The following is a 22,834-nucleotide window of genomic DNA, read 5'->3' as shown; positions in this document are numbered from 1 at the left end:
CCGTCTCCGAAAGGTTCTCGTGCGCTCCCGCCTCCTGCCCCTCATCACTCTCGCCGCCCTCTCCCTGGCCCTCACCTCCTGCGCCGGTCCCGCGACGCAGAGCCCGGCCGCGCCCTCGACTCCCGCGGACGGGCACGGCGCGATCGCCGGAGCGGAAGAGGTCGCCGAACCGCAGCTCGGCCTCACGACCGTCGACGACGCGGGTCGGGTGACCCACCTCGACCTCCTGGATGAGAGCGTCACCGACATCGGTGCGGTCGCCGCCCCTGAGGGCATGGCCAGCGACGGCCGGTACCTCTTCGCGGACACCGGCGACGGCGTCGAGGTCGTCGACAGCGGCGTCTGGACGTGGGACCACGTCGACCATTTCCACTACTACCGGGCGGAGCCCGCGCTGCTCGGCACGGTCGAGGGCGACGGCACGGCAACGGTCGCGACGACGAACAGCTCGACCACCGGCGGCACGGGGATCTCCTTCTCCGGATCCGGTGACGCGGTCCTCCTCGATACGGAGGCCCTGTCGAAGGGGGAGATCCGTGAGCGGTTCCGCATCGAGCGCACTCCCCACGAGGGTCTGGTGGTACCGGTCGGGTCGTTCGCCCTCGTGACCGAGGACGATGGTGAGGCGGGCGGATCCGTCGTCGGCCACACGGCACACGGCGAGCGCACCGGGCTCCGGGAGAGCTGCGTCGCGCCGAGCGGCACGATCACGACCAGGGTCGGAGCGGTGATCGGCTGCGCCGACGGCGCCCTGCTGGCTCAGGTCGAGGACGGCGCCGTCGTCGTCGACCGCATCCCGTACCCGGAGGACGCGCCGGCCGGAGCCGTGACGTCCTTCCACAATCGTGAGGGGCGCCCCACGGTCGCCGGCCTCGCCGGGCCCACCGACATCCGCATCCTCGACACCCGGGCCCGGGCCTGGACCCTCCTCACCGCTCCGGCCCCACTCGTGCAGGTGACAGCCGTCGGCGATGAGGACGACACCCTGCTCGCCCTCGCGGAGGACGGCCGTGTGCTCGTGCTCAGCGCGCTCGACGGGGCGGTGCGAGCGGAGACGGCGCCGCTGGTGGCGGAGTCGGTGGCGGGGGGAGCCACCCCGATCCTCATCGCCGACCAGCACCGTGCCTACCTCAGCGGCCCGGCGGAGCACCGGCTGTTCGAGATCGACTACGCCGACGGCGCCCGCGTCGCGAGGACCTTCGACACGACCGACGCCCCGGCCTTCGTCGCCGAGACGGGGCGCTGACATGCGCCTCCTCCGCGTTCTCACCGCCACGGCGCTCGCCGCGTGCGCCGTTGCCACCCTGACCTCCTGCGCCACCCCTGCCGACACGCGACCGGTGGTGGTCGTCTCGACGAACATCCTGGGCGACGTGGTCGGCGAGCTCGTCGGGGGTCAGGCTCGCGTCGTCACCCTCATGAAGCCGAACGCGGACCCGCACTCGTTCGAGATCTCGGCGCAGGAGGCCGCCACGCTCCGGGACGCCGACCTCCTCGTCTCCAACGGGCTCGGGCTCGAGGAGGGCCTGCAGCAGCACCTCGACGCGGCCGTCGCCGCCGAGGTGCCGTCCTTCGTCGCCGGCGACGCGATCGAGGTGCTGGACTACCGCGACGGCGACGCCGCGGGAATGCCCGATGCGCACTTCTGGACCGACCCCGCGCGCATGATCGACGTCGTCGATGCCCTGGAGCCCGCCCTGGCCGCGCTCGACGGGATCGACGCCGACACCCTCGCCGCGGACGTCGCCGACTACCGCGAGGAGCTCACGACGCTCGACGCCGAGATGACCGCCGCATTCGCCCGGATCCCGGACGAACGCCGGGCGCTCGTGACCAACCATCACGTCTTCGGCTACCTCGCCGACCGCTTCGATTTCGAGGTCGTCGGCGCCGTGATCCCGGGCGGAACCACGCTCGCTGCACCCTCGGCCTCCGACCTCGCCGACCTCGTGGGCGCCGTGGAGGACACGGGCGTGCCCGCCGTCTTCGCGGAGTCCTCCTCCCCCGACCGCCTCGTCCAGGCGCTCGCCGAGGAGGCCGACGTCCACGTCGAGGTGATCGAGCTGTTCACCGAGTCGCTCACCGCGGAAGACGGCGGCGCCCCGGACTACCTGACCATGATGCGCGTCAACACCGAGCGCATCGCCTCCGGTCTCACCCGTTGAGACCACCCTCACAAGAAAGAAGCACCGCATGAAGACACTCCCCCTGCGCCGGGCGCTGGCCGGGGCCGTCGCCCTCGGCGCCGCCGTGACGCTCGCCGCCTGCTCGACCAGCCCCGGGTCCGGCTCCGCCGGAAGCGATGCCCCGGAGTCGGACCCCGGCCCCCGGGTGGCCATCTCGTACGAGGGCGGCATCCTCGTCCTCGACGGGGAGACCCTCGACACCGTCGCCGACTTCGATTCGGAGCCGTTCACCCGCCTGAACCCGGCGGGCGACGGTCGCCACGTCATGGTGACGATGAGCGAGGGCTTCCAGGTACTCGACACCGGAGCCGGGTCGACCGATGACGCGGCGCTGACCGACACGGTGTTCGCGGCCGACACCCCCGGCCACGTGGTCCGTCACGGTGGCAAGACCATCCTCTACGCCGACGGCACGAGCGACACCACGATCTTCGACACCGCCGCCCTCGGCGACGACGGCCTCCCGGAAGTGGAGACCATCGACGGCGTCGAGGCGCACCACGGCGTCTCGGTGCTGCTGGAGGACGGCACGTTCCTCACCACGGTGGGCGATGCGGACGGTCGCAGCGGCATCGTGGTGCGCGATGCGGAGGGCACGGAGATCGCGGCGTCCGATCAGTGCCCCGGCGTCCACGGCGAAGGCACGGCGTCCGACGAGGTCGTCGTCTTCGGCTGCGAGGACGGCGCGCTCGTCTACAAGGACGGCGAGATCACCAAGCTCGCCGCCCCGGACCAGCCGTACGGCCGCATGGGCAACGCCTACGTGAGCGAGACGAGCCCGATCGTGGTGGGCGACTACAAGAACGATCCTGACGCCGAGGGGTACCTGCTCGACGCCGTCACGCTCATCGACACCGCGGCGATGACGTCCGAGGTCGTGTCCCTGCCGGAGGGAGCGGAGTACACCTTCCGCGACGTCGTGCGGGGGCCGGACGACCTGGCCTACATCCTCGGCGCCGACGGTGCCATCCATGTGCTCGACCCCGAGACCGGGGAGATCACCGACTCCTACCCCGTCATCGAGGCGTGGGAAGGGCCGGCCGAGTGGCAGGACCCGCACCCCGCCATCGTCGTCGCCGGTGACATCGCCTACGTGACCGAGCCCGCCGCGGACAGCGTGCACGCGGTGAACCTCACCACGGGCGAGGTGCTCGCGAGCACCGAGCTGGAGGTCACCCCGAACGAGATCGCGCCGGCGGCCGGCTGAGCCTCGGCGCTGCGGGTCCGTCCCGTTCCGGGGCGGACCCGCAGCATCGTGTCCCGTGCACGTTCCCGGCACGACCAGACGCGGAACCCTCAGGGCAGCAGGGTGAATCCCGACTCGTAGCTCGTGGCGCCGAGCGCGGCGAGGACGATCTGGAGGAACCCCATCGCCTCGAGCTCCCGAGCACGGGACAACGGACCGACGTCGACGGCGCGGAGCCCCGCATCCTCGATCAGCGACGCGACGGCGATCTTCGCCTCCGCGTAGTCACCGGCGAAGAGGACCGTCGTCCGCGTGGTGCCGTTGGTGCCGGTGACCAGGGTGTCGCCGAGGTTGACGTTGAACGCCTTGACGACCGCTGCCCCCTCGGGGAGCATCCGCGCGAGTTCCGCGGCGCTCGACGAATCGGACGGGACGGTCAGTTCGTCGTAGGTCGTGAAGTCGATGGGGTTGCTGATATCGATCACGACCTTGTCGCGCAGGCGCTCGCGATAGTGGTCGAGGATGCTCGGGTACGCCGCAGAGGGGACTGCGAGCACCACCAGGTCGCCCGTGAGGTCGTCGCCGAGCGCGGCATACGTGACGTCGGGGCGGTCGCCGGAGGAACTGGCGGTGCTCCGACGGACGATCTGGATACCCGCGCCGGCGCGCGCGGCGACGTCCGCGATCGCAGCGCTCATCCTCCCGCTGCCGATGATGCTGATCGAGGTCATGCGTACTGCTCCTTCCGGAAGCGGGCCAGCGCCCTCTCGGCGACCTTCCTCGCGTCGTAGTCGAAGACCGCGCTCCGGCGGAAGTCGCGCCCGACGCGCAGGTCGGTGTCGCGCTTCCGCCGGTCCGCGAACTCGTGCTGCGCGTCGAACATCCACCCCGCCCGCCGTGAGCCGTGCTGCAGGATCGCGGTCCGCTGCATGCGGACCGAGGTGTAGCGCCGGAACGCCTCCGGGATGTCGGCGACCGTGTCGGCGGCCTTCAGGAACACGGCGAGCGCCATGCTGTCCTCGATCGCCTGGTTCACGCCCTGGCCCTGGTGCGGCAGCATCGTGTGTGCGGCGTCGCCGAGCAGGGTCACCGCTCCGTGGGACCAGTTGCGGAGCGGCTCGTGGTCGAAGAGCCCCCACCAGAACGTCTTCTCGATCGCTCCCAGGAAGCGCTGGAGCCGGGTGTCCCACATCTCGCCGGCGAACTCGGCGCGGAGCTCGCTCACGTCGGCGGGGCCCGACCAGGGGCCGTGGAGCGGACGGTCGCTGGGCACCCCGGCGACGAAGTTGAACAGGGTGCGCTGTTGCAGCGGGTAGCACATGAAGTGCCGCTGCTCCCCCATCCACACCTGGCTGATCCGCGGCCAGTCCGCGGGCAGGTGGGAGGCGTCGACGACGCCCCGGTAGACGATGTAGCCGGAGTACACGGGCTCCGGATCGGGCACGATGCTGCGGCGCACCACGGAATGGATGCCGTCCGCCCCGATGACCGCGTCGAAGAGGTCGGTCACCCCGTTCTCGAAGGTGACGCGGACGCCGGACTCCTCCGTGCGCAGGGAGGCCAGGCGGTGCCCGAGGCGGATGCTCTCCCCGTCGACCTCGCGCGCCAGGACCTCGATGAGATCCGGGCGGTACATGCCGATGTTCCGGTACTGCTTCGCGGAGTCCTCCCACGCCGCGTCGGTGACGAGCGCCCCACTCGCATCCAGGTAGACGCCGTGCCCGTCGGGGGTCGCCCCGGCCCGTCGCACCTGGTCGAGCACACCGAGGGCGTCCAGCACGCGCTGCGCGTTCGGGGCGACGGTCACGCCTGCTCCCACCTCGCCGAGCGCCGTCGCCTGCTCGAACACGGTGACCTGGACACCGGCGATCCGGTCGAGGGCGATCGCGGCCGTGAGCCCGCCCATCCCCCCGCCGATCACGGCGATCCTCGTCCTGCTGTCTACCATTGCCTCTCCTTCATCGAACGACGCACGAACAGGCGTCCTCTCACTTCGCGGCCAGCGCGGGCGCAGCCGGGCGCGACCGGAACATCGTGGCTCCCGTGGCCTGCTCGGCCTCGTGGTCCGGTCCCAGCGGAATCCCCGATCGGTCCCGCAGACACAGCGTCGCGATGCCGCCGAGGAGCGAGGCCACCAGGAGGTAGGCCGACACGGCCACGGTCGTACCGGTCCTGTCGAGCAGCAGCTGGGCGATCATCGGTGCGAACGCACCACCCAGCACCGCGCCGATCGCGTAGGTGATCGAGACGCCCGAGAAGCGGATCGAGGCGGGGAAGATCTCGGAGTACCAGGCGGCCAGCGGTCCGTAGGTGAGGCCCAGTCCGGTCGAGATGAGGACGAGCGCGGTGTACAGCCCCGGCAGACCTCCGTGGTCGACGAGCCAGAACACGGGGAAGACGACGAGAGCCTGCAGGGCGAAACCGATCAGGAAGGTGCTCCGCCGCCCGATCACGTCGGAGAGGTACCCGGCGAGGAGCGTCGAGAAGAACCAGACGACGGCGGCCACCGACGCGGCGACGAGCACCGCCGTGGTGTCGAGGCTCTGCACGTTGATCGCATAGCTGTTGAGGAACCCGCCCGTCGTCATGTACCCGAGCGTGCCGTTGCCCGCGAACACGAGGGCGGCCAGGAGCACCAGATACCAGTGGCGCCGGAACAGGGTCACGATCGGCGCCTGGGACTGCCGTCCGCGGCGTGCGATCTCCGCGAACACGGGGCTCTCCGATACGGAGCGCCGGATGACGAACCCCACCACGATGAGCACGACGCTCACCAGGAACGGCACGCGCCAGCCCCACTCCAGGTACGCGGCACCCGGGGTGATGACGCCGGTCATGAGGGCCGTCACGCCGGAGGCGAGGAGGAAGCCGAGGGGCACCCCGAGCTGGGGCCACGACCCCGCGCGCCCTCGACGGTCGGCCGGGGCGTGCTCCACGGCCATCAGCACCGCGCCTCCCCACTCACCGCCGGCCGAGAGACCCTGGAGGATCCGCAGCAGCAGCAGGAGGATCGGCGCGGCGATCCCGATCTGGGCGTACGTCGGCAGCAGACCGATGAGGGTAGTGGCCGCTCCCATCAGCACGAGGGTGAGGACGAGCATCGTGCGCCGCCCCAGGACGTCGCCGAAGTGCCCGGCGAGGAAGGCGCCGAGCGGACGGAAGAGGAAGGAGATGCCGACCGTGGCGAAGGAGAGCAGCAGGCCGATCTCCTTGCCGGCGGGTTGGAAGAAGAGCTGTGCGAAGACGAGCCCGGCGCTCGTCGCGTAGATGAAGAAGTCGTACCACTCGATGGTCGTGCCGATGATCGTCGCGAAGGCGATGCGGCGCTGCGAGCTGGCGTTGCCTGGTGCGGAAGAGGAGGTCATGGTCGTCCCTAACGTCGTTGTCCCCCTCGCGAGCGAGGGGATCGGGATGTGTCCCTCTCATCGTGAGGGCGGGGACTCTGTACGTAAATCGCACTTCTTCGTGGTTATAGTTCAGGTGAGCGGAAGAAGAATCGAGGGGGGCCGTCATGTCCGACGTGAGCATGAGGCAGCTCGAGCTGTTCGCCGCCCTGCCCAACTTCCCGACCCTCAGCGCCGCGGCAGCTCATCTGCACATCTCGGAATCGGCGCTGTCCCAGGCGGTGACGAGCCTGGAGCGGGCGGTCGGCGCCCAGCTCTGCGTGCGACGGAAGGCACGCGGCCTCACTCTGACGCCGACCGGTCAGCAGTTCGCCAAGCAGGCCCGTCGGATCGTCGCGGATGCTCAGGAGCTCGTCCTCGACGCGCGCCGCGGCACCGAGCTGCGCGGCCCGGTCACGCTCGGGTGCTACGCCAGCTTCGCGACCAGCGTGGTTCCGGAGCTGCTCGAAGGCTTCCCGAAGCGCCATCCGGGCGTGCAGCTCGAGATCATGATCGGCACGAACGAGGAACTCCTCGCGGCACTCGACGCGGGAGACCTCGATGTGGCGCTCGTGTACAACGTGTCCCTGCCCGCCGGATACCGTCGTCGGCGGATCTATGCCACCGAGCTCGAGGTCCACCTGCCGCCCGCGCACCCGCTGGCCGATGCGGCGACCCTGGACCTGCCGGACCTCGCCGACGAGCCCTACATCCAGTACGACGCCAGCCCGGGGACGCGCAACGTCATCGATGCCTTCACCGCGCGCGGACTCGAGCCCCGGATCGAGGCCCGCGTCAGCCAGCTCGCCCTCGTCGAAGCCCTCGTGGGCCGAGGCCTGGGCTACGGCCTCCTCATGTCCCGCCCCAACACCCTGCCCGTGAGCAGCGAGGGACGCCCGGTCGTGATCCGCCCCCTGGACCCCCCGGTGACGGTCTCCCACGTCGTGGGGATCTGGCCGGCGGACATGACCCTGACGTCGCGTGCCGATGCCCTCCTCGACTTCGCGGTGGAGAAGCTCGGCGACTACGGACGCGCGGACGTGCGGACACCTGTTCCCTGATCCGTTCCTCGCCGTCGGCGACGGCGGGTCGCGATCAGCACGGCCCCGAGGAGCACGAGCAGACCACCGGCGCCTGCCATCACGACCGTCGCCGGCGCGAGCCCTGTCGTGGCCAGGTCGGAGGCCGCCCCGCCTTCCGATCCGGTCGCCGGGCCGGGGTCTCCGTCCGTTCCGCGATCCGGGTTCTCCGGTTCCGGTTCGGGTTCGGGCTCGGGCTCGGGCCCCGGGTCGTAGACGTTCGTGACCGTGCACACGGTGTCCATCCCGGCCGTGACCTCGACGACGTCGCCCTCCAGCGCTCCCCCGGTGCACGCCCAGCCGTCGCTGCGGTAGTCCGCTGTGGGCGCCCCCGCGACCGCCCGCTCCGAGAGCCGGAACGCACCGGCGCCGAGCGGAGCGAGGGTCACTGCGGTCTCTCCGGACGCCCCCTCGATGCGCGGACGCGGGAACTGCCCGCCGCCGATGGCGCGCAGGGTCCAGTCCGTGGCGTCGGCGGGCCCGGTCGGCGCCCCGGGGCCGACCCCGACGATGGCCTTCCGAAGCGTCAGGGTTCCGCCGACGAACGTGTTGGTCGCGGTGCAGATCGCGTCCTCCCCGAACCCCAGCGTCGCCGTGGTCCCGTCCCAGGCGGTGCCCGTGCAGGACCACTCGCCCTCGTAGCCGCTCGGGCCGTCCTCGGAGAAGATGTAGTCGCCCGGCGGAAGCTGCATGTCGGTGACGAACTCCGAGCCGCTGGGACCGGAGAGAGCCGCATTGCCCGGACCGCGGGCCTTCAGCTCGAAGTCCGCAGGCACTGCTCGGCCGCGCTCGCCGTTCACCACCTGCTTGACCAGCGTGAGGCTGGGCGTGATCGATGCGTTGGTGAGGATGCACACCACGTCCTTGGACGGAGGAACCTGGACGACGTCCCCGGACACGGACCCGCCCGAGCAGTTCCACCCGAGAGGGTCGTAGCCGGATGGGCCTCCCGTCTCGCCGAGGGTCCACGCGCCGGGGGCGACCGCCGCCTGCGTGACAGCCGGGGAGTTGGCGGGCCCCGACACCGTGGCGGCGCCGTCGGTCGCGGTCAGCGTCCAGGCCGAGGGCAGGGCCGGCGTGCCGAAGGCGGAGGCGACCTGCTTGCGCAGCGTCAGGGTCGACTCGGTCCATCGATTCGTGACGGTGCAGATCACACTCTCCAACGGCACGACCTCCACGGTGTCGCCCGTGCCGACCGGAGTGCCCTCGTCATCGACGCACGACCAGCCCTCGCTCGTATAGGAGCCCGCCTCCGGAGCGGTACTGGCCTCCGACAGGGTGAAGGTCCCCGGTGCCACCGCCGCGAAGCTGACCTTGCCCGAGCCGGAGGCGCCGCTGATGACGGTGTCGGCCGATCTCGCGGTGAGCTCCCAGTCCTGCGCGGTGAGCGGGCCGCCGCCCGCGTTCACGACGTTCTTCACCAGGGTGAGCTGGCCGACCTCGAGGGTGTTCGTGACCGTGCATGTCACGTCCGCTCCGGCGCCGACGGTCACGGTGTCGGTCGCCAGGGCGCCGCCCGTGCACGACCACGGGCCGGCCGCATACCCGGCGGGGCCATCCGCCTCGGCGAGCGCGTAGTCGCCGACCGGCACCGGGACGCGGGAGACGGCAGCGGATCCGGAGGCACCGGTGACCGTTTCCGGTCCTGCAGCCGTCAGGGTCCAGTCGGACGGCGGTTGGTCGCTGCCCACCACGTTCTTGACGAGGGTGAGCCAGCCGCCCGCGAAGGTGTTGGTGATGCGGCAGGTGATGTCGGAGCTTTCGCGCACGAAGAGGAGGCCGCCGTCGATGCCGCCGTCGCTCGTGGCGTCGACGCAGGTCCACGCGCCTCCGCTGTATCCGGCAGGGCCGCTCTCGGCGAGCGTGTAGGCGCCGGGGTCGATGGAGGCGTGGTCGACGGCGTCCGAGCCGGAGGGACCGGAGATCCGCTCGGGTCCGCTCGCGCTCAGCACGAAGTCCGACGGGGCGGCCAACGGGTATCCGGTGGCTGCCGGGTCGACGACCTCCTTGACGAGCGTCAGGTGGGGCAGATCCCCGGTGTTCGTGATCTGACAGGTCACCGCACCGCCGAGCGTCATCTCGAACTGGTCGCCGCTCACGGGGACCTCGGTGACCTCTCCGGTCGTCAGATCCCGCCGCTCGCACGTCCATGGCCCCGGCACGTAGCTCCCCGGTCCGCCGAACTCGCTCAACGTGTAGACGCCGATCCGGGCGGGCTGGTTCTGCACTTCGGCCGAGCCTCCCACCCCCTCGATGGTCGACGGTCCCTGGGCCCGCAGCGTCCACTCCGACGGGGCCGCGCCGCCGCCCTGCACGTTCTTGACGAGCGTGAGTCTGCCCTGGATGGCGTTGTTCTGCACCGTGCACGTCATCGACTGGTTCGCGGTGATCGTGATCGTGCGTTCCGGCTCCGTCGTCATGTCGCCGTCGCAGTTCCAGGCGAAGAAGGCGTAACCGGCCACGCCGCCGGTCTCGAAGATGCGGTAGGTGCCCGGCGGGACGAGGCGCGACTGCATGCCGTTGAGGCCGTCGCCGGTGAAGGTCTCCCCCGTGGCCACGTTGACGGCGTGCATCGTCCACAGGGTCCGATCCCCCAGACTGGCCCCCGTGTCGAGGTTCTCGATCGCCTTGAAGAGCGAGAGCCGGGCAGTGGGCTCGGCCGCGACGGCGGGGAGTGCGCCGCCGAAACCGACCACGGCGGCCAGCAGCACGCCCAGAACGCCGAATCGGACTCTTCTCATGATCGAACGGCCCCCGCCTCGGGTGCGGATCCCACCCGTCACCTCACCGTAGGGGCGAGGACCTCGGCAGGGCAAGGGTTGCCGACGGATGGGGAGGGGTGGGCTACGGTCGCCTCATGGCCGAGCCGTTCTTCACCATCGGGCACTCCACCCGCACGATCGATGAGTTCCTCGCGTTGGTGCAGGAGAGCCGTGTGGAGAGCGTCGTGGACGTGCGCCGCCTCCCCGGTTCGAAGCGGCATCCGCAGTTCGACCAGGACGCACTCGCGTCCTCCCTCCGCACCGCCGGGATCGCCTACCACCGTGCAGAGGGGCTGACGGGTCGCCGCCCCGTGAGCAGGGACGTGCCCTTCGAGACCAACGCGTGGTGGCAGAACCGCAGCTTCCACAACTACGCCGATCACGCCCTCTCCGCGGATTTCGGGCAGGCCCTGGACGAGCTCCGCGCCGAGGGCCGCGAGCGGCGCGTCACGGTCATGTGCTCGGAGAGCGTGTGGTGGCGGTGCCATCGACGGATCATCGCCGACCACCTCCTCGCGCGGGACGAAGTCGTCCGCCACATCCTCGGTCCCGGGCACGTCGATCCGGCCGAGCTCAGCGCCGGCGCGGTCGTCCGCGCGGACGGGACGGTCACCTACCCGGCCGCATGACCGCACGCCGGCACAGCATCCCCCTCGTCTCGTCTTAGCGCAACCCCCGTGCTGGAACACCTCTTCTCCTCATAGGACTGGATCGCGGGAGCAGTGCTCGCGCCGACGCCGAGGAGGAGCCATGTCGAAGGCAGCCACAGGACGAAGCGGATCCGCGTCCGCTCCATCGCCAGAGCACGACGAGAAGCCGGACAGCCCGACCGATCTGCAGAAGCGGTCGTGGAAGTACGTCCTGGTCAAGAGCGTCCGGGAGTTCTCCGCCGATCAGTGCATGGACGGCGCCGCGGCCCTCACGTACTACGCGGTGCTCTCGATCTTCCCCGCCATGATCGCCGTCTTCTCGCTGCTCGGCGTGTTCGGCCAGGGCGGGGCCGCCGCCGACGCCGTGCTCGGCATCATCGGCGACGTGGCACCGCCGGAGACCGCGGAAGCTCTCCGCGGTCCGATCGAGCAGATCTCCCAGGCTCCCGGCGCCGGCATCGCGCTCGTGACCGGAATCCTCCTCGCGCTGTGGTCGGCCTCGGGGTATGTCGGGGCGTTCAGCCGGGTGATGAACCGCATCTACGAGATCGAGGAGGGGCGGCCGTTCTGGAAGCTGCGCCCCATGCAGCTGCTCGTCACGCTCATCACCGTCGTCTCGCTGACCATCGTCGCCATCGTGCTCGTGCTCTCCGGAGATGTGGTGTCGGCGCTGGGCGACGCGATCGGCGCCGGCGAGGGCGTGCAGCTCGCGTGGAGCATCGCCAAGTGGCCGCTGCTGCTGTTCGTCGTCGTCTTCCTCGTCGCGATGCTCTACTACGCGACACCGAACGCCAAGCAGCCCAAGTTCCGGTGGATCAGCATGGGTGCCCTCGTGGCGATCGTCGTGCTGGCCGTCGCCACCCTCGGCTTCGTGCTCTACGTCACCACCTTCTCCAACTACGAGCGCACCTACGGATCGATGGCGGGCGTCATCGTGTTCCTGCTGTGGCTGTGGATCGCGAACCTCGCCCTGCTGTTCGGCGCGGAATTCGACGCGGAGCTGGAACGCGGCCGCCAGCTTCAGGCCGGGATCGCCGCCGAGCGCGACATCCAGCTCCCCGCACGCGACACCCGCCAGAGCGATAAGCGGGCGGAGAAGGAGCGGAAGGACATCGAGGAGGGGCGGCGCATCCGCGTCGAGAACGACGACGACGGCGAAGGCGACGACCCTCCGCGGGAGGAGTCGCGGCGGCCGTGACCTGCTGCCACCCCCGACGTCATCGCATCCGCCCGAGCACACGACCGCGGCGATGAGCGACCCACAGGAGGACCCCGGTCGCCGCCAGGCAGACGACGATGGAGACGACGCTTCCCTCCGGCCCGAAAGCGCCTCCCGTCAACCACTCGGGACCGGAGGTCGCCCCTGTGAGCAGGGCGTCGCGAGCCGCCGATCCGGACACCACCGTTCCGAAGATCCCACCGATGGCGACATTCCAGCCGAGGTGGAGACCGATCGCCAGCCAGAGGGAGCCGGTGAGCAGGTAGGCCGCGCCGAGAATCAGCCCGGCTTCGACCGCGACGGCGACCGCGCCCCACAGCGACGCACCGGGGTTGACGAGGTGGAGGAGGCCGAAGATCGCCGCCGATGCGAGCAGGGCCACGGTCGCGCCCCATCGTCCCCGGAGCAGGCGGAACACGACCCCACGGAAGAACACCTCCTCCGAGACGGCGACGGCGCACATCGTCCCCACGAGTGCCAGTGCTCCGGCGAGCGACCCCCATCCGGTGACCCGGTAGCCGCCGAAGAGGGCGATGATCCCGATCGACAGTGTCGCGAGCCCGAGCCCCCCGAGGGTGCCGAGGACCACGTGCCTCCGCGCGGACTCCCGGGGGAACTCGGTCACGGTTCGCCGTTCGAGGTGGCGTCCTGCCCAGACGTGCAGGGCGATCATGCCCGCGGCGAGCGCCGGCCCGACGACGAGGCTGAGCGCCGCGTTCTGCACTCCGGCGGCGACGGCGTTGGCGCCCAGCATCGCCGCACCGAGCCCGACGACGAGGACGGTCGTCCGTACCCATCTCCGACTCGGCCTTCCTGGTCGCTCGGGCTTCTCCGCCTGGTCCGGATCCCACGTCGTGTCGTTCATCGTTCCTCCTCGTGACTGCTGCAGGAACGACGCTACGGACGCCGGGAGCGGGGCGAATCGCCCGACCGTGGACATCTCAGGTCCCTCGCTCGGGGGATGCGAAAGCGCCGGACCGCCGCGGGGCGAGGGCGAGGTCGTCAGGTGGCCAGGCCGAGACGGTGCGCGAGCACGACCGCCTGCACCCGGTCCCGCACGCCGAGCTTCACCAGCAGCCGCGACACGTAGGTCTTCACCGTCTCCTGGCTGATCACGAGCTGTCCGGCGATCTCGGCGTTCGAGCGACCGTCGGCGAGGAGGAGCAGGACCTCCCGCTCGCGCGCGGTGAGCGCATCGAACCGCTCACTCTCCTGCCCCGATGGCCGGAGACGCTCACCGTAGCGGCCGATGAGCGCCCGCGTCACCGCCGGGGCGATCAACGACTCCCCTGCGGCGACGGTCCGGATCGCCGCCGTCAGCTCGTCTGGTCGCGCATCCTTCAGGAGGAAGCCGCTCGCGCCGGCCCGCAGAGCGTCGTAGACGAGGGCGTCCATCGTGAAAGTGGTGACCACGAGCACGCGTGCCGGCCTGTCGACATCGGGCCCGGCGATCCTCCTGGTCGCCTCGATGCCGTCGAGGATCGGCATCCGGATGTCCATCACCACGACGTCGGGCTCCTCCCGGGCGGCGACCCGGAGAGCCTCCTCGCCGTTCGCGGCCTGCCCGACCACCGTCATGTCCGGCTGGGCGTCGATGATCGTGACGAAGCCCGTGCGGACGAGCTCCTGGTCGTCGCACACCACGATGCGCAGGGATGCCGGTGCGTCCGACGGACTCATGCCGGGATCCTCGCGCGCACGACGAACAGATCGCCCTCCCCGGCGGCATGCAACTCCCCGCCCAGGCTCTCCACCCGCTCGCGCATCCCGATCACTCCTCGCCCTCCGACCGTGGTGTCCGAGGCGGCCGTGCGGCCGCGCGGACTCGTCACCTCGACCAGGATCGCATCCGGAGCGTACTCCACGCGGACATCGGCCGCGCCGTCTCGGGCGTGCTTCCTCGCGTTGGTGATGCTCTCCTGCACGACGCGCACCACCGCGAGTCCTGCGGCTCCGCGCAGCACCCGGTGCTCCCCCCGCTCCTCGAGCCGGACCGTCTGCCCGGTCGACCGGGCACGGGCGACGAGCTCCGCGATCGTCTGCAGCGCCGGTTCACGGGAGCCGTCGGCGGTCGCCTCAAGCGCGCCCAGAAGACTCCGCAGGTCCACCAGCGTCGCGCGACCTCCCTCGGCGATGGAGGCGAGCACGCGGTTCGTGTCCTCGTCGAGGCCGGGGCGCAGCCGCCCCGCCTCGGCCTGGATCATCATCGCCGTCACGTGATGCGTGACCACATCGTGCAGCTCTCGGGCGATCCGCGCGCGCTCCGCGGCGATCGCGTCCTTCTCCGCCTGTCGCGCGCGCTCCCGTCGGGCCGCCGTCTGGGTTCGCAGCCACGAGCCCCAGAGCCACAGCGCCGCGAGCATCACGCCGAAGACCACCGCGTCCGTGATCGCGAGGCTCTGGTCGATCTGCAGGAGCACCACCGCGAAGACGAGATAGCAGGAGAGCATCCCCGCGGCGATGACGCCGCGGTGTCGGGACGCGAGGGCACCCGCGCCGACCAAGCAGATCAGGAGTCCGAGAGCGGCGACGGTGGTCGGATACCCGAGAAGCTGGAAGGCGGCGAACGCCGAGAAGCACAGGGCGAGCGCCGTCCCGGGCCACCTCCGCAGCAGCGCCACGCTGCCGCCCTGCGCCGCGATCAGGATGAGACCTCCCGGATCGAGGTGTCGATCCGGGAGGCCGGCGAGTTCCAGTCCCTGCTGCGCCACCCCTGGCACGAAGGACAGCACGATCAGGGCGCAGGCGACGACGACGTCCCACCGGGTGCGCACGATCTGCACGATGAAGCTCTACCCTCTCGATGCCCGCTCGACTGCTCCCGGTGCACCGCCGTCCAGCGGCGCCTCCTCCGCGGACGGCGTCCCGGCCAGCGCATGCAGGCGTCCGGCCCCTTCGACGTCGGGGATGATCGATGCCGAGAGCGTCGCGATCACCCCGACCACGGCGATGACGGCCGAGTAGATCACGACGGGCCAGAAGGCTCCCCCCGCCGCCGCCACCAGCGCCGTGCAGATGAGCGGAGCGAGGCCGCCGCCGAGGGTGTTGGAGATCTGGTACCCGATGTTCACACCGGTGGTCCGCGCCTCAGGGTCGAACATCTCGGCGAGCATGGTCGCCAGCGTCGCCTGCATCGCGACGCCGAACACGACGAAGCCCAGGATCTGCCCCAGCCAGATCAACCACATGTTGCCCGTGCTGAACATGAGGAACGCCGGGTACACCATGGCGGCGAATCCCAGACAGCCGATGATGTACACGGTACGACGCCCGATGCGATCGGAGATCGCGCCCCAGAGCGGAGCCACGAAGATCTGCAGGAGGCCGACCATCATGGTCCCGGCGAAGCCCATCCAGGCAGGGAGCTCCTCGTTGGAGACCATGAAGGCCAGACCGTAGGTGAGCACCACGTAGCCGGCGATCGACTGCGGAAGGCCGATGAGGACGCCCATGATCGCGTTCTTCGGATGCCGGAACGCCTCGACCAGCGGGTTGACCTTCTTGCCGACCATCGTGAGCTGCAGCGTCTGCGTCTCGGTGAAGGCATCCGACTCCTCGAGCTGACGACGCAGCACCACGGCGGCGATCGCGAGGACGATCGAGAGCACGAACGGGATGCGCCAGCCCCACTGCAGGAACCACGAGTCATCGGTGGCTCCGAGCGCTGCCATGAGCCCACCGGAGAAGACGTTGGCGATTCCCGCCCCGCTGATGAGGAAGGCCCCGTAGAGCCCGCGCTTGCCGGTGGGAGCTGCCTCGACCACCATCGTCGCCGCTCCCCCCATCTCCCCGCCGACGAAGAAGCCCTGCAGGAGCCGACACAGGAGCAGCAGGAGCGGGGCGGCGATGCCGATCGCCTGGTCGGAGGGGATGAGTCCGATGCCCGTGGTGGCGACGCCCATGCCGACCACGGTGCTCATCAGGACGACCTTGCGTCCGACTCTGTCACCGACGATCCCCCAGATGATGCCGCCCAGCGGACGGAGGAAGAATCCGACGGCGAACGTCGCGAACGACGACAGCTGCGCGACGACCGGGTCGTTCGAGGAGAAGAACACCGCAGGGAAGACCGCAGCCGCGGCCAGACCGTACAGGTAGTAGTCGTAGTACTCGATGATCGTGCCGATCGCACCGCCGGCGATCGTCTTGCGCTGCTTCGCCGTGAGTCGGCCCCGAGCCGCGGTCGTGGTCATCCCAGCCTCCTTGCCAGATGAGTCGCTGCCGGGCCGCGGTCGCCCCTCGACCACCGTCCCCGGCCTCGATAAACTAACAGGGGCAGAGACATTCTGTCTATGACTCGTACTTTTTGTTCAGCTTGAGGTGTTCACCGTGTTCCCAGTCCCCGCCGGCGAAGGAGCCGCCGCGTCGCTCCCGCTGCCGTCCCGCCAGGAGACCTACGAGAGCGCCGAGGAGGTTCTGCAGAAGTACCGGCCTCTGCTACCGGCGCTCGCTGCGGCGGCAGGACCCTCCGTCGAGGTCGTGCTCCACAACCTCGACGGGAACGACGTGGACCTCGGCCACACGATCGTCGCGATCGAGAACGGCCATGTCACGGGACGGGCCGTCGGCGGGCCCTCCACCTCGCTCGGACTCGACGTGCTGCGGGATCGGCAGAAGAACCACGATGCGTTCGGATACACCGCCCACACGAGCGACGGCCGGGAGCTCCGCTGCTCGTCCATCTACTTCCACAACCGGGAGGGCGACATCATCGCGTCGCTGTGCATCAACGTCGACGTCAGTCCGCTCCGCGAGGCCCGCAATCTGCTGGACGCGCTCCTGCCCGCCACCGCATCGGAGTCCGCGCCGAAGGAGCACTTCGGCACCGACCTCGTATCCGTGATGGATGCGATGATCACCGAGGCGATACGGGACATCGGCAGGCCTGTCGAGGCGATGTCCCGCGACGACAGGATCAGCGTCCTGGAGCGCCTGGATCAGCGCGGAGCCACCCAGATGCGCAAGTCCGTCGAGGCGATCGCGAAGCGGCTCGGGATCTCACGGGTGACCGCTTACAACTACCTCGAGGAAGCCCGCGCCCGCTGAAATCGGCGACGCGCTGCCCGGGAATTGCTTTCCACCGACGCGGCGCTATGGTGAGGTCCATGACCCGGCGCGCCGCCTGTGCGGCGCGTCTTCCTATGCGAGGGGCAGAGGCGAAGCCATGTGGATGCGTCATCACCGAAGGGCGATCGCGAGCGTCACCGGTGCCGCGGCGATCGCGGCAGCGCTCGCCGGCTGCACGGCGATCCCCGCCGACGTCGACGGCACCCTCGACAGGGCCCGCGACGGCCAGATCCGGGTCGGGATCACGCACAACCCGCCGTGGACGGACACGACCGATCCGTCGGACCCGGCCGGGGTCGAAGTGCGCCTCGTGGAGGAGTTCGCCGAGACGCTGGACGCGACCGTCGTCTGGACCGTCGACAGCGAGGCGAACCTGGCCGAGCGGTTGCACGACCATGCCCTCGACCTGGCCGTCGGCGGGTTCACCGACGACACCCCCTGGGTCGAGAAGGCGGCGATGACCGTCCCGTTCGACGACGCGACGACCGCGGGCGAGACGAAGAAGCACGTGATGCTCACCGTTCTGGGGGAGAACCGGTTCCTCACCACCCTGGAGACCTTCCTGCTCGAACGAGGAGACGCGCGATGAGGGCTCACCCCGACCTTCCGCCCGCGCAGCAGGACACCCTGCGTCGAGCGATCCGCTACGAGTGGTTCACGCTCGCGTTCCTCGCAGTGGCGATCACCGGCGTCTACCTGGTCATGGGCAGCTCGCAGGCGATGAAGGCCGCGTGGATCGAGGACCTGCTCTCCCTCGCCCCTCCGATCGCCTTCCTCGTCGCCGTCCGCATCATCGCGAAGCCGCCGACCGTCAAATACCCGTACGGGTTCTTCCGCTCCGTCGGTGTGGCCCACCTCGTCGCCGGCGTCGCCCTGTTCGCGATGGGCGCGTTCCTCCTGGTCGATTCCGTCATCGGGCTGGTGAGCGGCGACCGGCCTCCGATCGGGTCGGTCCAGGTGTTCGGACACGTGATCTGGTCGGGCTGGCTGATGATGGGCATGATGGCGCTGACCATTCCGCTGCCGATCTACTTCGGGCGTGTGAAGATGCGCCTGGCCAAGGATCTGCACAACAAGGTCCTCTATGCCGATGCGGACATGAACAAGGCCGACTGGATGACCGCGGCCGGCTCGATCGTCGGGGTCGGCGGGATCGGGCTCGGGCTGTGGTGGGCGGACGCCGCCGCGGCGACCTTCATCGCGGGGAGCATCCTCTGGGACGGGTGGCGCAACACCCGAGCCGCGATCACCGACCTCATGGACACCAGGGCGACGACCTTCGACGACGAGAAGCCGCACCCCGACTCCCACGCCGTGCTGGACCACCTCCGCACCCTGCCCTGGGTCCGCGACGTCGCGGTGCGGACGAGGGATCAAGGCCAGTTCTTCCACGTCGAAGCGTTCATCGTGCCCGTCGACGATGCCCTGCCCTCCCTGGCCGACCTCGACCGCGCGCGCCAGGAGTGCCACGAGCTGGACTGGAAGCTCGTCGACGTCGTCCTCGTGCTCGTGCCCGAACTCGCCGACCATCTGACGCGGCGGGAGGACGAGGACGAGGCATCGTCAGCGCAGGTTCGCCCGTCGCCGCACCCGTAGCAGGGCACCCGCGAGCAGGAGACCGAGCCCGGCCACCGTCAGCGCGCCCGTCATCGGCGTCGGCCCGGAGGCGGCGAGCCCTTCGCCCTCACCGCCGCCCTCGCCGCCTTCCTCGCCGCCGCCGTTGCTCGGCGACTCGACGGGGTCGTAGGTGTTCGTCACGGTCACCGCCACCGGGGTGGTCGCAGCGGCGTCCACCGTCACGGTCGCCGGTTCGATGGTCTGCGCGGCGAGCGTGACCGCGTCGTTGGCGCCGTCCGCGGACTCGCTGACCGTGCAGGTCGCGCCATCCGGCAGCCCGGAGAAGACGACGGGGTCGGCGGCCGTCGCTCCGGCGGGGATCGTGGCGGAGACGACGACGCCCGGTGCCGGGGCGGGCGTGCAGGCCAGGTCGATCGTGATGGCGCCCTGAAGTCCCGCGCCGTCACCGGTGATGATCTTCTGCACGGTGATCTCGCCGGAGGCGTAGGGCGTCGCCCGGACCCCGGCGCGGACCGGGAGCGTTGTCGTCTGCGCGAGGACCAGCTTCTGCGCTGCGGGTCTGTCCGAGGACTCCGGGTCGTAGAGATAGACCGTGCCCTGCGTCAGGGGCACCTGCGCCGTGATCCGGAAGCCGTTCACGGGTGCCGCGGGTCCGGTCCAGCGCGCCCAGAGCTGCGCCCCGGACGCGACAGCCGTGCCGACCGGAACGGGCTGGGTTCCGGCCTGATCGAGGAAGACCTCGACGCCCGCGGCGGCGTCGAGCGTGCCGCTGGCGGTGCCCGAGACGGTGAACGGTCCCACGATCGAGCCGTCTTCCGGGATCGTCGTCGTGCCGGGCTCGATGCCGAGCGTCGGCACCGACGGCTCCGGGAGACCTCCGCTGTCCAGCGCATCCTGGACGACAGCGGCCGTGGCGTTCCGGATGGTCGCGGTGGTGCCGGTGGCCAGGACGAATCCGTCGCTGAAGTACCAGATCGCGCTCTGCACGGCCGCCACCTGCTGGGCGAGGGTGAGCGCGGAGATCGGGTTGCTCGTGTCGAACGGGAAGTAGTTGGTGAGGATGTAGTTGATGTAGTCGAGGTTGGGCACGTTGGACTCGTCCCACTCGCCGATGTTGTAGCCCGCCCCGACGCCGGTCTCGGTACTGAAATCGATGCAGTACGCCGAAGCCGTCGCCCCCGAGACCGGATCGGCGATGGTGATCAGCTGGGGGCTCACGGCCTCCACGGAGGCCCCGGTCGCCGGATAGGGGCCGGGCGTGGGCCCCGGCGTCGTCAGCTCGCCGGTCACGTTCGTCGGGTACTGCGAGCCGGTGATGGTGACCTGCGTGAAGAAGCCGGCCCGCGGAAGCACCGGATCGGGATCCCACAGAGCCGATGCCGGGGTAGCTCCGAAGAGCACCATCGCCGCAGCGATGGCCGTCGCCAGAAGAGCCCCTGCCGTGCGCGTACGCGATCGCGTCGTCTCGGTGTGCATGGTGTCCCTCGATCTCGCCGATGATCCGAGTGACGGGTTCCCCGACCTGCGACAGCCCGCCGTTGGTCACCGACGATAGGCACAAGCTCCTTCAGCGAAAAGGGGCTGAGCGATGTTCACCCGGGTGAGTCCCGGGATTCTCGCGCAAGCGAGCACCCTCTCGCGCAGCGGAGCGCCCGCCGGGGGAGGGAGTTGGGTGGCAGGCGCTCCGTCGGCCGCAGCGCGACCGGCAAGGCCCCCCGAGTCGATCGGTGCAGCACGTTCAGGATGAACCATGCGTACGGACCGCGCAACGGGTGTGTCCGTCACGACAGATCCCTGACGATCCATCTCCTCCTACCCCGACGACGACCGCATCGTAGCCCGTCCGCGGGGACCGACGCCAAGGGGTCGATCCGCGGGGAGTGCGCGATCACCATGGCCGCATGAGCGCTTACCTGTCCCGAGGCCTGGGCCTCGCCCTTCGAGGGGTCATGGCCCTGATCCTCCTCGTCCGGCACCCCAGGCCGATCCACGCGCACGGCGCCATCTTCGACGGGCGGCTGACCCTGCGGCCGAACCCGGGATCCGGCATCCGAGGGATCGATGACCCTCCGGCCGCCGAGGTGCCGGTCGTCGTGCGGGTCTCGCGCTCGGTCGGTACGCCCTCGTGGGCGCCGGACGTCTATGGGCTCGGCATCCGCTGGGTGCACGGCGCCGAGGAGGTCGACCTTCAGCTGGCTTCGACGGGCATCGGCGTCCCCGGGCGGTTCCTGCTCCTCCCCCGTCTCACGCCGACCCGCGCGACGTTCAGCAGCGTCGTGCCGTACCGGACGCCGCGCGGTCCGGTCATGCTCGGCGCGAACCGTTCCACCCCGTCCCCTCCCCGGCGCCGTGACGGAGCTCCGCAAGGCGGTGGACGATCAGCCGTGGCAGCTCCGGCTGTACTTCGCCTCGCCCGGCGGACTCTGGCATCCCTTCGCCGAGGTGCGGCTCGACTCCGCCCGGGATGCGGACGACGCGAGCCTGCGTTTCGACATCGACCGGCGGCCCCTTCCGGGCGCCGAGACATACCCGTCGGTGCGGGCCCTTCGCGGGCCCTCGTATCGCCTCACGCAGGGGTGAGCCGCAGGAACACGGTCAGTCCAGGCGCGCAGACAGCTCCGCCGTGATCCGCGAGACCTGGGTCCGCGCCTCCGCCAATCGCCCGACCTCCTCGTCGAGCCCGGACCGCATGGACGGCGAGGCGCCGTGTGCGCGAGCGAGCTGCAGGTTGGCGCGGAGGTTCAGGGAGGCACCCGAGAGGCCGGCCTCCAGGGCCTCCGTCGCGACGGCGAGGTCTACGGCGAGGTGCGGGTTGCCGCGCGACGCGAGAGTGCGCGCCTCCGCGACCAGGGTGATGCCGATGCGGCCGAGGCGCGCGACGGACGCAGCAGCGTCGAGGGCGGCGTTCCGCACCCTCTCCTCCCGTGCCGGGTCCTCCGGTGCCAGCGCGAGCGCGGCACCGAAGCCCGCCGACACCACGCCGTCCGCCTCGACGGCCTGCAGGAGCTCCGCGCGCACGGGGTCGAGGCGGCCGGTGCTCTCGGCGACGGCAGGATCCTCGCGAGTGTATCCGGCGACCATGCCCATCAGTGCCGCGGCCAGGCCGAGCATGACCCCCGACGCCGCACCTCCGCCAGGCGAACCGGTGGGCTGACTGAGCGCGTCGAGCCAGGCGTCCATCGGGCGGGACGTCGGGATGTCTGCAGAATCCGTCATGCCGGTCAGACTATCCGTGGGAAGGATGCAGTATGACGGCGGATCAGCGAGCGGTCCTCCGTGATCGGGTGCCGCGTCTCCCACGACTCCGGATGCATGCGTCTCTACGATGGACTCGTGCAGCTCGTCGACACCCTCTCCGTCGTCGGCGAGGTGCTGTCCTGGATCGGCCTCGGTATCGGCGTGCCGCTCCTCATCGTGGCCTTGCTGATCCGGCTCGTCGAGGGGCAGTGGATCCCCGTCGAGATCGCCGTGATCGATCGGGACGGCCGCCGCACCGCTCGCTGGTTCGCGGGCGGCGACTTCCACGAGAGACCGCTGCGCCGCAGCGAGCCCACGGCCACCACCGATGGATGGCTCGACGGGTTTCACAGCTCGAACGACCCGGCCCGCATCCGGATCGGTGAGCCGCCGCATCTGCGCCGGGTCCTGCGGACTGTCGGGGTCGTCTTCGCCGCGGTCGGTGCCGTCGGCCTGATCGTGTCCTTCCTCCCGCTGGTCCTCTGAC

At 70.5% G+C, this 22,834-nt stretch carries 21 protein-coding genes; 11 read left to right on the top strand and 10 right to left on the bottom strand.

Features of this window, described 5'->3' with window-relative positions; all coding sequences use genetic code 11:
- The first annotated feature begins 19 nt into the window (after positions 1 to 19).
- Genes AB0310_RS13830 through aztD form a run of 3 tightly spaced genes read left to right on the top strand, consistent with a single transcriptional unit; the run spans position 20 to position 3,393 of the window.
- Complete coding sequence (locus AB0310_RS13830; RefSeq protein WP_366237480.1) at positions 20 to 1,246, top strand: ABC transporter; 1,227 nt, start codon at positions 20 to 22, stop codon at positions 1,244 to 1,246.
- Position 1,247: 1 nt separating this feature from the next.
- Complete coding sequence (aztC, locus tag AB0310_RS13825; protein ID WP_366237479.1) at positions 1,248 to 2,165, top strand: zinc ABC transporter substrate-binding protein AztC; 918 nt, start codon at positions 1,248 to 1,250, stop codon at positions 2,163 to 2,165.
- Positions 2,166 to 2,193: 28 nt separating this feature from the next.
- Complete coding sequence (gene aztD, locus AB0310_RS13820) at positions 2,194 to 3,393, top strand: zinc metallochaperone AztD (RefSeq protein WP_366237478.1); 1,200 nt, start codon at positions 2,194 to 2,196, stop codon at positions 3,391 to 3,393.
- Between the two features lie 89 nt (positions 3,394 to 3,482).
- Here the strand turns inward: aztD and AB0310_RS13815 are convergent, their stop codons facing one another.
- The 3 genes from AB0310_RS13815 to AB0310_RS13805 are packed head-to-tail and all read right to left on the bottom strand — an operon-like array spanning position 3,483 to position 6,737.
- Positions 3,483 to 4,103 (bottom strand): NADPH-dependent F420 reductase, encoded by a 621-nt coding sequence (locus AB0310_RS13815; RefSeq protein ID WP_187662390.1) that lies wholly within the window; start codon positions 4,101 to 4,103, stop codon positions 3,483 to 3,485.
- Entirely contained in the window at positions 4,100 to 5,320 is a 1,221-nt protein-coding gene (locus AB0310_RS13810; RefSeq protein WP_366237477.1) for an FAD-dependent monooxygenase, read from the bottom strand. Before AB0310_RS13810 ends, AB0310_RS13815 begins: the two co-directional genes overlap by 4 nt.
- Before the next feature lie 40 nt (positions 5,321 to 5,360).
- Entirely contained in the window at positions 5,361 to 6,737 is a 1,377-nt protein-coding gene (locus tag AB0310_RS13805; protein ID WP_366237476.1) for an MFS transporter, read from the bottom strand.
- Between the two features lie 146 nt (positions 6,738 to 6,883).
- On the opposite strand from AB0310_RS13805, the gene AB0310_RS13800 reads away from it, so the two are divergent.
- Positions 6,884 to 7,816 (top strand): LysR family transcriptional regulator, encoded by a 933-nt coding sequence (locus AB0310_RS13800; RefSeq protein ID WP_259954035.1) that lies wholly within the window; start codon positions 6,884 to 6,886, stop codon positions 7,814 to 7,816.
- Here the strand turns inward: AB0310_RS13800 and AB0310_RS13795 are convergent.
- Positions 7,780 to 10,575 carry a hypothetical protein gene (locus tag AB0310_RS13795; RefSeq protein ID WP_366237475.1) on the bottom strand — a complete coding sequence of 932 codons (2,796 nt, stop codon included), beginning with the start codon at positions 10,573 to 10,575 and terminating at the stop codon, positions 7,780 to 7,782. The genes AB0310_RS13800 and AB0310_RS13795 overlap by 37 nt on opposite strands.
- 116 nt (positions 10,576 to 10,691) lie before the next feature.
- Here AB0310_RS13795 and AB0310_RS13790 point away from each other — a divergent pair, with 116 nt between their 5' ends.
- Together AB0310_RS13790 and AB0310_RS13785 are read left to right on the top strand one after the other, a co-directional pair.
- Positions 10,692 to 11,225 (top strand): DUF488 domain-containing protein, encoded by a 534-nt coding sequence (locus AB0310_RS13790; protein ID WP_187662395.1) that lies wholly within the window; start codon positions 10,692 to 10,694, stop codon positions 11,223 to 11,225.
- Positions 11,226 to 11,346: 121 nt separating this feature from the next.
- On the top strand, positions 11,347 to 12,444 hold the full coding sequence (locus AB0310_RS13785; protein ID WP_315638342.1) for a YihY/virulence factor BrkB family protein: 1,098 nt from the start codon (positions 11,347 to 11,349) through the stop codon (positions 12,442 to 12,444).
- 19 nt (positions 12,445 to 12,463) lie between these two features.
- Here AB0310_RS13785 and AB0310_RS13780 read toward each other — a convergent pair whose 3' ends face one another.
- The 4 genes from AB0310_RS13780 to AB0310_RS13765 form a co-directional block, all read right to left on the bottom strand.
- Entirely contained in the window at positions 12,464 to 13,330 is an 867-nt protein-coding gene (locus tag AB0310_RS13780; protein ID WP_366237474.1) for a CPBP family intramembrane glutamic endopeptidase, read from the bottom strand.
- 137 nt (positions 13,331 to 13,467) lie between these two features.
- Positions 13,468 to 14,145: a response regulator gene (locus tag AB0310_RS13775; RefSeq protein WP_366237473.1), complete on the bottom strand. Its 678-nt coding sequence runs from the start codon at positions 14,143 to 14,145 to the stop codon at positions 13,468 to 13,470.
- Positions 14,142 to 15,248: a sensor histidine kinase gene (locus AB0310_RS13770; protein WP_366237472.1), complete on the bottom strand. Its 1,107-nt coding sequence runs from the start codon at positions 15,246 to 15,248 to the stop codon at positions 14,142 to 14,144. Before AB0310_RS13770 ends, AB0310_RS13775 begins: the two co-directional genes overlap by 4 nt.
- A gap of 9 nt (positions 15,249 to 15,257) precedes the next feature.
- Positions 15,258 to 16,658: an MFS transporter gene (locus AB0310_RS13765; protein ID WP_259954045.1), complete on the bottom strand. Its 1,401-nt coding sequence runs from the start codon at positions 16,656 to 16,658 to the stop codon at positions 15,258 to 15,260.
- 136 nt (positions 16,659 to 16,794) lie between these two features.
- Between AB0310_RS13765 and AB0310_RS13760 the strand changes: the two genes are divergently transcribed.
- The 3 genes from AB0310_RS13760 (at position 16,795) to AB0310_RS13750 (ending at position 19,128) form a co-directional block, all read left to right on the top strand.
- On the top strand, positions 16,795 to 17,511 hold the full coding sequence (locus tag AB0310_RS13760; RefSeq protein WP_366237471.1) for a helix-turn-helix transcriptional regulator: 717 nt from the start codon (positions 16,795 to 16,797) through the stop codon (positions 17,509 to 17,511).
- 124 nt (positions 17,512 to 17,635) lie between these two features.
- Positions 17,636 to 18,121, top strand: coding sequence for a transporter substrate-binding domain-containing protein (locus AB0310_RS13755; RefSeq protein WP_366237470.1), 486 nt, complete (start codon positions 17,636 to 17,638; stop codon positions 18,119 to 18,121).
- Positions 18,118 to 19,128: a cation efflux transmembrane domain-containing protein gene (locus tag AB0310_RS13750; RefSeq protein WP_259954052.1), complete on the top strand. Its 1,011-nt coding sequence runs from the start codon at positions 18,118 to 18,120 to the stop codon at positions 19,126 to 19,128. Before AB0310_RS13755 ends, AB0310_RS13750 begins: the two co-directional genes overlap by 4 nt.
- Here the strand turns inward: AB0310_RS13750 and AB0310_RS13745 are convergent.
- Positions 19,096 to 20,586, bottom strand: a complete 1,491-nt coding sequence (locus AB0310_RS13745; protein ID WP_366237469.1) for a thioester domain-containing protein — start codon at positions 20,584 to 20,586, stop codon at positions 19,096 to 19,098. The two genes, AB0310_RS13750 and AB0310_RS13745, sit on opposite strands and share 33 nt — an antisense overlap.
- 873 nt (positions 20,587 to 21,459) lie before the next feature.
- On the opposite strand from AB0310_RS13745, the gene AB0310_RS13740 reads away from it, so the two are divergent.
- Positions 21,460 to 21,690, top strand: coding sequence for a hypothetical protein (locus tag AB0310_RS13740; protein ID WP_366237468.1), 231 nt, complete (start codon positions 21,460 to 21,462; stop codon positions 21,688 to 21,690).
- Positions 21,691 to 21,705: 15 nt separating this feature from the next.
- Here AB0310_RS13740 and AB0310_RS13735 read toward each other — a convergent pair whose 3' ends face one another.
- The gene (locus tag AB0310_RS13735) at positions 21,706 to 22,326 is read right to left on the bottom strand and encodes a cyclodeaminase/cyclohydrolase family protein (protein ID WP_363446573.1); all 621 of its coding nucleotides are present in this window, start codon (positions 22,324 to 22,326) and stop codon (positions 21,706 to 21,708) included.
- 96 nt (positions 22,327 to 22,422) lie between these two features.
- Here AB0310_RS13735 and AB0310_RS13730 point away from each other — a divergent pair, with 96 nt between their 5' ends.
- Positions 22,423 to 22,833: a hypothetical protein gene (locus AB0310_RS13730; RefSeq protein WP_366237467.1), complete on the top strand. Its 411-nt coding sequence runs from the start codon at positions 22,423 to 22,425 to the stop codon at positions 22,831 to 22,833.
- Position 22,834: the final 1 nt, after the last annotated feature.

Source organism: Microbacterium meiriae, from assembly GCF_040702565.1.
Taxonomy (GTDB): domain Bacteria; phylum Actinomycetota; class Actinomycetes; order Actinomycetales; family Microbacteriaceae; genus Microbacterium; species Microbacterium meiriae.
This window is presented reverse-complemented; position numbering and strand designations above follow the sequence as displayed.